Raw genomic sequence first — 13,506 nt, forward strand, 5'->3', positions numbered from 1 at the left:
TCCGTGCATGCGACCCCTAATTAGTACTACTACTTAAGCGGTATCCCATGTTCAGGCGTGCTCCATGCCTGTAGATGCCTGTGGCCGGGGCGGTGCGGCGAATGCCAGGGTAATGGCCAGCAGCGGCATGATCAGGTTGAAAAAACAGTAGGGCAGATAACTCAGGGTGGACACGCCCAGAGTCGCGGCCATATAGGCCCCGCAGGTATTCCAGGGGATCAGCACCGAGGTCAGGGTGCCGCCGTCTTCCAGGGCGCGGGACAGGCTGACCGGTGCCAGGCCGCGCTTTTCGTACTCGCTGCGGTACATGCGGCCCGGCAGCACCAGGGCTATGTACTGGTCGGCGGTGATGATATTGGTACCGATGGTGGTGGCGATGGTGCTGGCGATCAGGCTGCTGGTGCTTTTCGCCAGGTGCAGGGTACTTTGCAGCAGCCGCTGCAGCAGGCCGAGTTTTTCCAGCACGCCGCCAAAACACATGGCGCAGATGATCAGCCATACCGTGGTGAGCATGCTGGCCATGCCGCCCTTGGATAGCAAACCGTCCAGCGCCGGGTTGCCGCTGCTCGACTCATAGCCGGCGAACAGCGCGGTCCACAGGGTTTTCAGCGGGGCCAGGGCTCCGACCGCCGGGTCTGCCAGCCGCGCGATAACGTCCGGCTGGAACAGCAGGGCGAACACCCCGCCGAGCAGGGCGGCGAGAAAGATCGCCGGGAAGGCCGGCCACTGGCGCACGGCGAGCAGGAGCAGGAAGGCCACCGGCAGCAGCAGGTGCCAGCCCAGGCTGAACTGGCTCTCCAGGGCCGTCAGCACCTCGGCGATACGGCCGGTGTCGTGGCTGCTGTCCGCTTGTTGGCCCAGGACGAAGAAAATCCCTAGGGCGATCAGCAGCGCCGGGGTGGTGGTGCGTGCCATATGGCGGATATGGGCGAACAGGTCGGCTCCGGCCGCCGCCGGTGCCAGGTTGGTGGTGTCCGACAGGGGCGACAGCTTGTCGCCGAAATAGGCACCGGAAATGATCGCCCCGGCACTGATCGCCGGGTCCAGGCCCAGGCCTGCCGCCACCCCCATCAGGCCGATGCCCAGGGTACCGGCCACCGTCCAGGAGCTGCCGATGGACAGCGCGGTCAGGGCGCAGATCAGGCAGCTGGTGACATAGAAGTATTCGGCCGAAATCAGTTTGAGGCCCAGCCAGATCATGGTCGGCACGGTGCCGGCGAGAATCCAGGTGCCGATCAGTGCGCCGACCGCCAGCAGGATCAGGTTGGCCTTCATCGCCATATGGATGCCGGCGAGGATGCCGTCCTCGATTTCGGCCCATTTCAGGCCGTTCTTCAGCCCGACCAGGCCGGCAACCAGGGCCGCGCTCATCAGGGCGATCTGGTTCGGCCCGCTGGAGGAACTGTCGCCGTAGAGATACACGGACAGGCTCAGCAGCAGCACCAGCACGCCAATCGGCAACAGGGCGTCGAGCAGGGAAGGGGAGCGAGAGGCAGTCATGGCAGTACCGGTAAATCACATGAACCGTAGGAGGCGCTTCAGCGGCGACAGTCGCGGCTACGACTGCATGGATGCAGAAGGTAGAGCGAAGCAGGATGCCAGAGCCGAAAGCCCCTCCCATAAAAAAGAAACCCGCGCCGATAAGGGCGCGGGCTTGCGGGTGCAGCCTGGCAATCAGAGTGCGGCGATCTTGCCGCGCTGCTCGACCATCTTGCCTAGGGCCTGTTCGGCCTCGGCCAGCTTGGCGCGCTCCTTGTCGAGCACCTCGGCCGGGGCCTTGGCGACGAAGCCTTCGTTGGCGAGCTTGCCGCCGACGCGCTTGACCTCGCCGTCCAGGCGGGCGATTTCCTTGTCCAGGCGCGCCAGTTCGGCGTCCTTGTCGATCAGCCCGGCCATTGGCACCAGCACCTGCATGTCGCCAACCAGAGCGGTGGCGGACATGGGTGCTTCTTCGCCGGCCTCTAGTACGCGGACCGATTCCAGCTTGGCCAGCTTGTTCAGCAGCGGCGCGTTGTCGGCCAGACGGCGCAGGTCTTCCGCGTTGGCGTTCTGCAGGATGATATCGATGCGCTTGGCCATGGAAATTTTCATCTCGCCACGGATCTGGCGCAGGCCGAGCATCAGCTGCTTGACCCATTCGATATCGCCTTCGGCGGCGGCGTCGATGCGGCTTTCATTGGCCACCGGCCAGGCCTGCAGCATGATGGTGTCGCCACTGACACCAGCCTGGGTCTTGATGCGCTGCCAGATTTCTTCGGTGATAAACGGCATAAACGGATGCGCCAGACGCAGCGCCACTTCCAGCACGCGAATCAGGGTGCGGCGGGTGCCGCGCTGGCGTTCGATTGGCGCGTTCTCGTCCCACAGCACTGGCTTGACCAGCTCCAGGTACCAGGCGCAGTACTCGTCCCAGATGAACTCGTAGAGTGCGTGCGCGGCCAGGTCGAAGCGGAAGGCATCAAGCTGACGGGTCACTTCGGCTTCGGTGCGCTGCAGGGCAGAGATGATCCAACGGTCCACCGAGGACAGCTCGACCGGAGCGCCGGCCGCTTCCTCACCGTTAACGCCAGTGTCCTGGCCGTCGGTGTTTTCCAGCACGAAGTTGGCGGCGTTCCAGATCTTGTTGCAGAAGTTGCGGTAACCCTCGACCCGGCCCATGTCGAACTTGATGTCGCGACCAGTGGACGCCAGTGCCAGATTGGTGAAGCGCAGGGCATCGGTGCCGTAGGCCGCGATACCTTCTGGGAACTCCGCTTTGGTCTGCTTGGCGATTTTCTCGGCGAGCTTAGGCTGCATCAAACCGGTTGTGCGCTTCTCCAGCAGGGCGTCGAGGGTGATGCCGTCGACGATGTCCAGCGGGTCGAGCACGTTGCCCTTGGATTTGGACATCTTCTGGCCCTGGCCGTCGCGCACCAGGCCGTGCACGTACACGGTCTTGAATGGAATCTGCCCGGTCAGGTGGGTGGACAGCATGATCATCCGCGCGACCCAGAAGAAGATGATGTCAAAACCGGTCACCAGCACGTCGGTGGGGTGGAAGGTTTTCAGGTAATCAGTCTGCTGCGGCCAGCCGAGGGTGGAGAAGGTCCACAGGCCCGAGCTGAACCAGGTGTCGAGTACGTCTTCATCCTGGCGCAGGTTGGCGTCACCGAGGTTGTGTTCAGCGCGCACTTCCGCCTCGTCGCGACCGACATAGACGTTGCCGGCATCGTCGTACCAGGCTGGGATACGGTGGCCCCACCAGAGCTGACGGCTGATGCACCAGTCCTGGATATCACGCATCCAGGAAAAATACATATTTTCGTACTGCTTGGGCACGAACTGGATCTCGCCACTTTCCACCACGGCGATGGCTTTCTCGGCCAGCGGCTTGGTGCTGACGTACCACTGGTCGGTCAGCCACGGCTCGATGATGGTGCCGGAGCGATCGCCTTTCGGCACTTTCAGGGCGTGGGCGTCGATGCTTTCCAGTAGGCCGGCGGCCTCGAAGGCGGCGACTATCTGTTTGCGTGCCTCGAAGCGATCCAGACCGGCGTATTCGGCCGGCAGGCTGGCGTCGATCTCGCTATTGACGCTGCCATCGACATTGAACACCTGGGCGCGGGCCAGCACTGCAGCGTCGGCATCGAAAATGTTGATCAGCGGCAGATTGTGGCGCTTGCCGACTTCGTAGTCGTTGAAGTCGTGGGCCGGGGTGATTTTTACGCAGCCGGTGCCGAATTCGGGGTCGCAGTAGTCGTCGGCGATGATCGGGATACGACGACCGACCAGTGGCAGCTCAACGAAGGTGCCGATCAGCGCCTGGTAGCGTTCATCACTCGGGTTTACCGCAACGGCGCTGTCGCCGAGCATGGTTTCCGGGCGAGTGGTGGCGACGATAAGGTAATCCTTGCCATCGGCGGTTTTGTTGCCGTCGGCCAGCGGGTAGCGCAGGTTCCACAGGCTGCCTTTCTCATCGTGGTTTTCCACTTCGAGGTCGGAGATCGCAGTGTGGAACTTGGTGTCCCAGTTGACCAGGCGCTTGCCGCGGTAGATCAGGCCGTCCTTGTGCAGGCGCACGAAGGCTTCCTTGACCGACTCGGACAGGCCGTCGTCCATGGTGAAGCGCTCGCGCGACCAGTCCACCGAGCTGCCCAAACGGCGAATCTGCCGGGTGATGGTGCCGCCGGACTGTTCTTTCCATTCCCAGACCTTTTCCAGGAATTTCTCGCGGCCCAGGTCATGCCGGCCGATGCCGTCGGCGGCCAGCTGACGCTCCACCACCATCTGGGTGGCGATGCCGGCGTGGTCGGTGCCCGGCTGCCACAGGGTGTTGCGGCCCTGCATGCGGCGGAAACGGATCAGCGCATCCATGATCGAGTTGTTGAAACCATGGCCCATATGCAGGCTGCCGGTGACGTTCGGCGGCGGGATCATGATGGTATAGGGCTCGCCTGCACCTTGCGGGGCGAAATAATTGTTCGCCTCCCAGTTCTGGTACAGGGTGGTTTCAATGGCGTGCGGCTGGTAGGTCTTGTCCATGCGCGGCGGGACCCTTATGACGGCTGGTCGGAAAAGCCGACAAGTATAACGGGGATGGCCCTAGCGACGTAAGGCCGAGCGTGGCGTGGCTGACTGGCGGAGGTGGCGGCTGTGTCGGGCGGGTATGGCGAGGTGCGTAGCCCTGATTGCATCCGGCAGCAGTGCGCGGCTATTTGCGCTGCGGCAGCAGGCGGCTTAGGCGCGCCTGCAGGCGGCGTTTCAGTTCGGCTTCGATCTGCGGCACGAAGTCGTCGATCACATCCTGCAGGATCAGCTCGGCGGCGGCGCGCAGTTCGCTGTCCAGGCGGTTCAGTTCGCTGTCGCGGCTGATGCTTTGCGCAACCGTGTCGCGCAGGCTGGGTGCAGGTGCCGCACTGGACAGCGCAGTATGGGTCGCCGGCAAGGGCGGCGGGGTGACGATATCCGAGAGCAGGGGGATGCTGTCCGGGTCGATCGACTCGGTCAGCAGCGGCGGTTCGAGGCCTTCGTCGCCCAGCAGTTGGCGGATCGACTCCAGGTCGTTCAGCAGCTGAGCGGGTTTTTGCGGCGGTTTTGGGCTGTCCATGGTGTGCAACTAGAGTTCGACTCGTTTGGGATCATACCCGCGCTGGCGGTAGCTGCGGAAATTCTCCCGGCAGGCGGCCAGCAGGTCGGGCTCCTGATTGACGATTTCGATCACCCGGCTAAAGCGCTCCACTTGCGGTGAAAGCGTGCTGCCCAGGTTGATCAACACGCCCTGGGCGCTCGCCGGCTCTTCGTCCAGGCCAATCGCCACCGGGGCCTGCGGATCGTCCTGGTAAAGGTTGTGCGGCACAAAGCTTTCGGCCTTGAAACGCCACAGCAGTTCATCCAGCTCGGCGCATTGCTGCGCATCGCTGCCGCGGACAAACACCGGCAGCCCGGCGCGCCAGGCCTTCATTGCCAGCTGGCAGGCCGCGCGCAGGCGATCACCCGGCAGCGCAGTGGAAAGGACGTAAAACTCGATGCGCACCATTGGTCTCCAGGTTGTGTAGGAGTGAGCCAGGGCCGCGGCCCTGACGCATGCCGTGTTAGCCGGCCACCTTGGCGCTGCGATCCAACAGGTACTGAGTCAGCATCGGCACCGGCCGGCCGGTTGCGCCTTTTTCCTTTCCGCCGCTGATCCAGGCGGTGCCGGCGATATCCAGATGGGCCCAGTTATAAGCCTTGGCGAAGCGCGACAAGAAACAGCCCGCCGTAATGGTGCCGGCTTTTGGCCCACCGATATTGGCGATGTCGGCGAAGGGGCTGTCGAGCTGCTCCTGGTATTCGTCATACAGCGGCAGTTGCCAGGCGCGGTCGTCGGCGCTGAGGCCGGCAGCGAGAATCTGCTGCACCAGCTCGTCGTTGTTGCCCATCAGGCCGGAAACATTGCTGCCCAGGGCGACGATGCAGGCACCGGTGAGGGTGGCGATGTCGATCACCGCCTGGGGTTTGAAGCGCTCCGCATAGGTCAGGGTGTCGCACAGCACCAGACGGCCTTCGGCGTCGGTGTTGAGGATTTCCACGGTCTGTCCGCTCATGGTGCTGACGATATCGCCGGGACGGGTGGCACCGCCGCTGGGCATGTTCTCGGCGCAGGCCAGCAGGCACACCAGGTTGATCGGCAGCTGCATTTCCAGCACGGCTTTCAAGGTGCCGAACACGCTGGCGGCACCGCACATGTCGTACTTCATTTCATCCATGCCGGCGGAGGGCTTGATGCTGATGCCGCCGGTATCGAAGGTGATGCCCTTGCCGACCAGGGCGTAGGGCTTCTCGGTTTTCTTGCCACCCTGGTAGTTGAGCACGATCAGCCGTGGCGGCTGGTCGCTGCCCTGGGCGACGGCGAGGAAGGCCCCCATGCCCAGTTCCTTGAGTTTCTTTTCGTCCAGGATTTCGACCTTGAGATTCTTGTAGGCCTTGCCCAGGGCCTTGGCCTCTTCGGCCAGGTAGCTGGGGTGGCACAGGTTCGGCGGCAGGTTGCCGAGGTCGCGGGTCAGGGCCATGCCGGCGGCAATCGCCTGGGCCTGGCTGCTGGCGCGCTCGACATCGGCCTGGTCGGCCTTGTCGCCGAGCAGGGTGAGTTTTTTCAGGGCGCTGGCGTCGGCCTTCTGGCTCTTGAATCGGTCGAACTGATAGCCGCCATCGGCCAGGGTTTCCACCGTCAGGCGGGCCTTGCCATAGGTGTCGCGGCCTTTTACCTGAAGGTCCTGCAGGGCCAGGGCAGCGTCGCTGCCGCCCAGGGTTTTCAGCACGGCATAGGTGGCCGCGAGCAGTTTGCGCAGTTGGCGGTCAGACAATTCGCTGTCCTTACCGCTGCCGACCAGTAGAATCCGCTCGGCTTTGAGCCCCGCCAGGTTATGGGCCAGCAGGGTCTGGCCGAGTTTGCCGGCCAAGTCGCCGCGCTTGAGCAGGGCGCTGATGGCACCGGCGCAGGCTGCGTCGACGGCTTTGCCGATTTCGCCCAGGCGACGACCCTCGCCAACCGGGAGTACCAGGGTGGCGGTTTTTAGTGTTTCCGGGCGAACGCTTTTAACAATAAATTCCATTAGGTGGTGTCCCCAAGACAACGAGTCGGTATTGCAGGATAATGCCGGCTATTTTTCCGATGGTTCATCTTTCAGGTGAGCCGGCAAGCAGTGCGGCTAGTTTGCTCGTAGCCGCCTGAGCCTGACAACCCTGGAGCGTCTGGTTTGATTGTCTTCCGTTATCTGTCCCGAGAAGTGCTGGTGACCTTGAGTGCGGTGAGTGCCGTGCTGTTGGTGATCATTATGAGTGGCCGCTTTATCCGCTATCTGGCCCAGGCGGCCCAGGGCCTGCTCGATCCCGGGGTGCTGCTGCTGATCATGGCCTACCGGATTCCCGGCTTTCTGCAGCTGATCCTGCCGCTGGGGCTGTTCCTCGGCATTCTCCTGGCCTATGGGCGTCTGTACCTGGAAAGCGAAATGACCGTGCTCTCCGCCACGGGCATGAGCCAGCAGCGTCTGTTCGTCTACACCCTGGCCCCGGCCACGCTGGTGGCGTTGCTGGCGGGCTGGTTGAGCCTGGGCCTGGCTCCCCAGGGGGTCGAGCAGGTGGCGCGGATTCTCAATCAGCAGAGCGCCATGACCGAGCTGGATACCCTGGTGCCGGGGCGTTTTCAGGCGATGAAGAACGGCTCGCGGGTGACCTATTCCGAGGAATTGTCCGATGATCGCGGCGAATTGGCCGGGGTGTTCATTTCCGAGAAGCGCTTCTCCACGGCGGGCGACAAGGAACGCGGCATTTCCGTGCTGGTCGCCGAAACCGGGCGTCAGGAGCTGCAGGCCGATGGCAGCCGTTACCTGATCCTGGAAAATGGCTACCGCTATGACGGCAACCCGGGCGAGGCCGATTATCGCGCCATCCAGTACGATACCTATGGGGTGCTGCTGCCCAAGCCCGAGGTGGCCGCCGAGGTAACGGACCGCGAGGGTATCGCGACCCGTCAGCTGCTGGGCAGCAAGGACGGGCGTCTGCAGTCCGAATTGCAGTGGCGTCTGTCGATCCCTGTGCTGGTGTTCGTGGTCGCCTTGCTGGCGGTGCCGCTGTCGCGGGTCAATCCGCGCCAGGGGCGCTTTCTCAAGTTGCTGCCGGCCATCCTGCTGTATATGGCCTACCTGGCCGTGCTGATCGCGGCGCGGGGCGCGGTGGAAAAAGGCAAGATCCCGCCGGCCCTGGGGTTGTGGTGGGTGCATGGGGTGTTCGCTCTGGTTGGCTTGCTCCTGCTGTACTGGGAACCGTTGCGCTTGAAGTGGGCGGCCCGTGGCGTGGCGCAGGAGGTGGCCCGTGGTTAAGTTGGATAGATACATCGGTGTTCAGGTATTCGTCGCCATTCTCGGGGTGCTCGGGATCATCGTCGGCCTGGCCCTGCTGTTCGCCTTTATCGATGAGCTGGGCGATATTGAAGGTAATTACGGCCTGCTCGATGCGTCCGGCTATGTGCTCCTGACCGCGCCGCGGCGCATCTACGAGATGCTGCCGATGGCGGCGCTGATCGGTTGCCTGATCGGCCTCGGCTCCCTGGCCAGCAACAGCGAGCTGACCATCATGCGCGCGGCCGGGGTGTCCATCGGGCGCATCGTCTGGGCCGTGATGAAGCCGATGCTGGTGCTGATGCTGGTCGGCGTGCTGATTGGCGAGTACCTGGCCCCCTACAGCGAGAACAAGGCTCAGGCCGGGCGCGCCATGGCCCAGGGCAGCGGCGATGCGCAGAGCGCCAAGCGTGGCCTGTGGCACCGCCAGGGTCAGGAGTACGTGCATATCAACGCGGTACAGCCCAATGGCGTGCTGTTCGGCGTGACCCGTTACCGCTTCGATGACGAGCGCCGCATGCAGTCGGCCAGCTTCGCCCGGCGCGCCCAGTACCAGGGGGATCACTGGCAGCTGGAGGACGTGGCGACCACGCATTTCCGTGAGCGCCGCAGCGAAGTGGTCGAGCAGGCCAGCGAGCGCTGGGATGTCGAGCTGACCCCGCAGTTGCTCGGCACCGTGGTGCTGGCCCCGGATGCGCTGTCGATGAGCGGTTTGTGGCGTTATATTCACTACCTGGCAGAGCAGGGGCTGAATAATGGCCAGTACTGGCTATCGTTCTGGACCAAGGTACTGCAGCCGCTGGTGACCGCGGCCCTGGTGCTGATGGCGATTTCCTTTATCTTCGGCCCGTTGCGCTCGGTGACCCTGGGTCAGCGCGTGTTCACCGGGGTACTGGTGGGCTTCACGTTCCGCATCGCCCAGGATCTGCTCGGGCCCTCCAGTCTGGTATTCGGCTTCTCGCCGTTGCTGGCGGTGCTAACCCCAGCGGGTATCTGTGCCCTGGCCGGTGTCTGGTTGCTGCGCCGCGCCGGTTAAGCCGCTGCAAAAAAAAGCCGGCTGCGCAGGTGATGCGCAGCCGGCTTTTCTATGACACGCGATGTATGCTCGCCCGTCTTCGGGTCGCCGCCGGGCGAGATTGAACACTGCTCCCGGCACCTTCTGATGAGTGTCGAATTATTTCTTGTGGATGTTCTTCGGCAGCTGCACCACTCGGCTGTCCGAATAGATGTCATGCCAGCTGCGCTTTTGCTTGTCCCACAGCACCCAGAGATAGCCCAGGCCGAGCGGCAGCCAGGAACCGATAGCGACCAGAAAGCGCAGCATCGCCTGCCACAGGCTGATGGCTGTGCCGTCGGCGTTCTGGATGCGCAGGCCCCAGACCTGCATGCCCAGGGTTTGACCATTGTGGGTCCAGAACTTGGCGAAGAAGCCGAACAGGCTGAAAAACAGCAGGGTGGACAACAGCGGGTCGCCGTCCAGTGCGCCGGCGTCGGACATCTGCTTAAGCTGCGCCTCGCCGTAGAAGCCCATCAGGATCAGCTTGTAGATAAAGGTCACGACGATCAGCAGGGCGATGCACAGCAGAAAGTCATAGAACAGGGCGGCCAGGCGGCGGATCAGTCCGGCGCTGGGGAAGTCCCCCTGCGGGCGCAGCAGGTGTTTCGGCATAGTCGGCTCTTTGTGCAATGGGTGTGTGCGGGTGCAATCTTGCCTTAACGAGCATAAAAAAACCCCTGATGTCGCCATCAGGGGTTTTGCAAAGCGGCAGGATTATTCCTGAATTTGAACTTCGTCGGCCTGCATGCCTTTTTGACCTTGAACAGCGATAAAGCTGACTTTCTGGCCTTCTTTCAGGCTCTTGAAGCCGTTGCCTTGGATCGCGCGGAAGTGCACGAACAGATCCGGGCCGCTTTCTGGAGTGATAAAACCAAAACCTTTCTCGTCGTTAAACCACTTGACGGTACCGTTCTGACGATTCGACATGTTGTATTTCCTTGAAACTTGAGTTGAGGACAGCCGCTACTCGATATGAGGGGCTGATACTGGTTGCAAGGAGGTGTGCGACGTCGAGCGGGATGTAGCGGATCTAGATGATCTACTGCACCAGGTCACGATTTTCGGCGACCCATGCAAACACAGTGGGGGAAACTCTACGCTAACTCCCAGGCAAATGCCAACCCCCGCCAGGGCATGCGGTTGTTGGGCTGGAGGTGCTTTGTGCAGGCCATAAATGATGCGTTTTGCGCCTGTGCGGGGTGGCGATATCGGATCGCTGTGCCAGCGTGCGCAGCTTTCTACAGGCAATAAAAAAGGCCTTGAAATTCAAGGCCTTTCTTCGAGTTTGATGGTGCCCCGGGGGAGACTCGAACTCCCACTTCTTTCGAAAACGGATTTTGAATCCGCCGCGTCTACCGGTTCCGCCACCGGGGCACAATGGCGGCGCAGTATAGGGATGCCTTTGGGCTTGGTCAATCCACTTGCGTGGTCAGTCTGGACTATTTCCGGTAAGCTTTGCCGCCCTGCTAAATGACCCCGCCTCCGACCATGCGTGTTGCCGACTTTCATTTCGAGCTGCCTGACGCTCTTATTGCCCGTCATCCCCTCGCCGAGCGCCGTGCCAGCCGTTTGCTGGTGCTGGACGGGCCGACCGGGGTGCTGGCTCATAAACAGTTCAGTGACCTGCTGGACTATCTGCGTCCTGGCGACCTGATGGTGTTCAACAATACCCGGGTGATTCCGGCGCGGCTGTTCGGCCAGAAGGCCAGCGGCGGCAAGCTGGAAATCCTGGTCGAGCGGGTGCTGGACAGTCATCGCGTACTGGCCCATGTGCGTGCGAGCAAATCGCCCAAACCGGGTTCGATGATCCTGTTCGAGGGCGGCGGCGAGGCCGAAATGCTGGCGCGCCACGATGCCCTGTTCGAGTTGCGCTTTGCCGAGGAAGTGTTGCCGCTGCTCGAGCGGGTCGGCCATATGCCGTTGCCTCCTTATATAGACCGCCCGGACGACGAGGCCGACCGCGAGCGCTACCAGACGGTGTATGCCGCGCGGGCCGGTGCCGTGGCCGCGCCTACCGCCGGGCTGCATTTCGACCAGGCGCTGCTTGCGGCGATTGCCGAGAAGGGTGTTGAGAGCGCGTTCGTGACCCTGCATGTGGGGGCCGGGACCTTTCAGCCGGTGCGGGTCGAGCGTATCGAGGACCATCCCATGCACAGCGAGTGGCTGGAGGTCGGCCAGGATGTGGTCGACGCCGTGGCCGCCTGCCGCGCCCGGGGCGGTCGGGTGATCGCTGTCGGCACCACCAGCGTGCGCTCGTTAGAAAGCGCGGCGCGCGATGGTGTGCTCAAGGCGTTCAGCGGCGACACCACGATCTTTATCTACCCGGGGCGGCCGCTGCATGTGGTCGATGCCCTGGTGACCAATTTCCATCTGCCGGAGTCGACCCTGCTGATGCTGGTGTCGGCCTTCGCCGGGTATCCGGAAACCATGGCGGCCTATCAGGCGGCGGTGGCGGGGCAGTACCGCTTCTTCAGTTATGGCGATGCCATGTTTATTACCCGTAACCCCGCGCCGCGCGGGCCAGAGGAACAGCTATGACGCGCACCTGCCGGATGTCTTACGAATTGCTTGCCACCGATGGCAAGGCGCGTCGCGGTCGGCTGACGTTCCCCCGTGGTGTGGTGGAAACCCCGGCCTTTATGCCGGTGGGCACCTACGGCACGGTCAAAGGCATGTTGCCGCGCGATATCGAGGCAACAGGGGCGCAGATCATCCTCGGCAACACCTTCCACCTGTGGCTGCGACCAGGCACCGAAGTGATCAAGAAGCATGGCGATCTGCACGACTTTATGCAGTGGCAGGGGCCGATTCTCACCGATTCCGGCGGTTTCCAGGTGTTCAGCCTGGGGGCGATGCGCAAGATCAAGGAGGAGGGGGTGTATTTCGCCTCGCCGGTGGACGGTGCCAAGGTGTTTATGGGGCCGGAAGAGTCGATGCAGGTGCAGCGCGACCTGGGTTCGGACATCGTGATGATCTTCGACGAGTGCACGCCGTATCCGGCCGAGTTCGACGTGGCCAAGCGTTCCATGGAGCTGTCGCTGCGCTGGGCCAAGCGCTCGAAAGAGGCCCACGGCGAGAACAGTGCGGCGCTGTTCGGGATCGTCCAGGGTGGCATGTATGAAGAATTGCGTAAGGTCTCCCTGGATGGGCTGGAACAGATCGGCTTTGACGGTTATGCCATTGGCGGTCTGTCAGTCGGTGAGCCGAAAAACGAGATGATCAAGGTGCTGGATTATCTGCCGGCGCTGTTGCCGGCCGACAAACCGCGCTACCTGATGGGCGTGGGCAAGCCGGAGGATCTGGTCGAAGGCGTGCGCCGTGGCGTGGATATGTTCGATTGCGTAATGCCGACCCGCAATGCGCGCAACGGCCACCTGTTTGTCGACACCGGCGTGCTGAAAATCCGCAATGCCTTCCACAAGCAGGACGACTCGCCGCTCGATCCGACGTGCGACTGTTACACCTGCAAACATTTCTCCCGCGGCTACCTGCACCATTTGGATAAGTGCGGCGAAATGCTGGGTAGCATGCTCAATACAATCCACAACTTGCGCCACTATCAGCGCTTGATGGCTGGTTTGCGCGAGGCTATTCAACAGGGTACATTGGCCGCCTTTGTCGATGCCTTCTATGCCAAGCGCGGGCTGCCAACGCCGCCTCTGGACTGATATTCAACCTTTAAAGACCCTTGCAACAGGAGTGTTACATGAGCTTTTTGATCCCCGCTGCTTTCGCCGATGCCGGCGCGCCGGCTGCCGGCCCTGCCGGTAGCGGTTTTGAATGGGTGTTTCTGGTCGGCTTCCTGGTTATCTTCTACCTGATGATCTGGCGCCCACAGGCCAAGCGTGCAAAAGAGCACAAGAACCTGCTCGGCAACCTGCAGAAGGGTGACGAAGTGGTCACCAGCGGCGGCATAGCCGGCAAGGTCAACAAGGTCAGCGATGACTTCGTGGTTATCGAAGTGTCCGATACCGTGGAACTGAAAATCCAGAAAGTGGCCATCGCCGCCACGCTGCCCAAGGGCACACTGAAAGCGATCTAAGCAACACACCATCACCATTCGACGGGGCGCTTAATGCGCCCCGCGTCATAACG

12 protein-coding genes and 1 tRNA gene are annotated in these 13,506 nt (G+C 62.5%); 5 read left to right on the plus strand and 8 right to left on the minus strand.

What is annotated here, in order from left to right; all coding sequences use genetic code 11:
• Positions 1–51 precede the first annotated feature (51 nt).
• From nhaC to AACY13_RS04790, 5 genes are all read right to left on the minus strand, one after another.
• Positions 52–1,500: a Na+/H+ antiporter NhaC gene (nhaC, locus tag AACY13_RS04770; protein WP_339459650.1), complete on the minus strand. Its 1,449-nt coding sequence runs from the start codon at positions 1,498–1,500 to the stop codon at positions 52–54.
• A 174-nt stretch (positions 1,501–1,674) separates the two neighbouring features.
• Positions 1,675–4,521, minus strand: coding sequence for a valine--tRNA ligase (locus AACY13_RS04775; RefSeq protein ID WP_339459651.1), 2,847 nt, complete (start codon positions 4,519–4,521; stop codon positions 1,675–1,677).
• Between the two features lie 169 nt (positions 4,522–4,690).
• Positions 4,691–5,086 carry a DNA polymerase III subunit chi gene (locus AACY13_RS04780; RefSeq protein WP_339459652.1) on the minus strand — a complete coding sequence of 132 codons (396 nt, stop codon included), beginning with the start codon at positions 5,084–5,086 and terminating at the stop codon, positions 4,691–4,693.
• 9 nt (positions 5,087–5,095) lie between these two features.
• Positions 5,096–5,515 carry a DNA polymerase III subunit chi gene (locus AACY13_RS04785; protein WP_339459653.1) on the minus strand — a complete coding sequence of 140 codons (420 nt, stop codon included), beginning with the start codon at positions 5,513–5,515 and terminating at the stop codon, positions 5,096–5,098.
• Positions 5,516–5,570: 55 nt separating this feature from the next.
• Positions 5,571–7,070 carry a leucyl aminopeptidase gene (locus AACY13_RS04790; RefSeq protein WP_339459655.1) on the minus strand — a complete coding sequence of 500 codons (1,500 nt, stop codon included), beginning with the start codon at positions 7,068–7,070 and terminating at the stop codon, positions 5,571–5,573.
• Positions 7,071–7,214: 144 nt separating this feature from the next.
• Between AACY13_RS04790 and lptF the strand changes: the two genes are divergently transcribed.
• Positions 7,215–8,336 carry an LPS export ABC transporter permease LptF gene (gene lptF, locus AACY13_RS04795; RefSeq protein ID WP_339459656.1) on the plus strand — a complete coding sequence of 374 codons (1,122 nt, stop codon included), beginning with the start codon at positions 7,215–7,217 and terminating at the stop codon, positions 8,334–8,336.
• Entirely contained in the window at positions 8,329–9,390 is a 1,062-nt protein-coding gene (gene lptG, locus AACY13_RS04800; protein WP_339459657.1) for an LPS export ABC transporter permease LptG, read from the plus strand. The genes lptF and lptG overlap by 8 nt, the downstream gene beginning before the upstream one ends.
• Before the next feature lie 138 nt (positions 9,391–9,528).
• Here the strand turns inward: lptG and AACY13_RS04805 are convergent, their stop codons facing one another.
• The 3 genes from AACY13_RS04805 to AACY13_RS04815 form a co-directional block, all read right to left on the minus strand.
• Positions 9,529–10,023, minus strand: coding sequence for an RDD family protein (locus tag AACY13_RS04805; RefSeq protein ID WP_339459658.1), 495 nt, complete (start codon positions 10,021–10,023; stop codon positions 9,529–9,531).
• 102 nt (positions 10,024–10,125) lie between these two features.
• Positions 10,126–10,338 carry a cold-shock protein gene (locus AACY13_RS04810; protein WP_090248782.1) on the minus strand — a complete coding sequence of 71 codons (213 nt, stop codon included), beginning with the start codon at positions 10,336–10,338 and terminating at the stop codon, positions 10,126–10,128.
• Positions 10,339–10,700: 362 nt separating this feature from the next.
• Positions 10,701–10,785 (minus strand) — tRNA-Leu (locus AACY13_RS04815).
• A 114-nt stretch (positions 10,786–10,899) separates the two neighbouring features.
• Between AACY13_RS04815 and queA the strand changes: the two genes are divergently transcribed.
• The 3 genes from queA to yajC are packed head-to-tail and all read left to right on the plus strand — an operon-like array spanning position 10,900 to position 13,453.
• Positions 10,900–11,949, plus strand: a complete 1,050-nt coding sequence (gene queA / locus AACY13_RS04820) for a tRNA preQ1(34) S-adenosylmethionine ribosyltransferase-isomerase QueA (RefSeq protein WP_339459659.1) — start codon at positions 10,900–10,902, stop codon at positions 11,947–11,949.
• Positions 11,950–11,963: 14 nt separating this feature from the next.
• On the plus strand, positions 11,964–13,079 hold the full coding sequence (gene tgt, locus AACY13_RS04825) for a tRNA guanosine(34) transglycosylase Tgt (protein ID WP_339460018.1): 1,116 nt from the start codon (positions 11,964–11,966) through the stop codon (positions 13,077–13,079).
• A 38-nt stretch (positions 13,080–13,117) separates the two neighbouring features.
• Positions 13,118–13,453: a preprotein translocase subunit YajC gene (gene yajC / locus AACY13_RS04830; protein WP_339459661.1), complete on the plus strand. Its 336-nt coding sequence runs from the start codon at positions 13,118–13,120 to the stop codon at positions 13,451–13,453.
• Positions 13,454–13,506 lie beyond the last annotated feature (53 nt).

The organism is Pseudomonas sp. EA_105y_Pfl2_R69 (assembly GCF_963970915.1).
In the GTDB taxonomy this organism is placed as follows: domain Bacteria; phylum Pseudomonadota; class Gammaproteobacteria; order Pseudomonadales; family Pseudomonadaceae; genus Aquipseudomonas.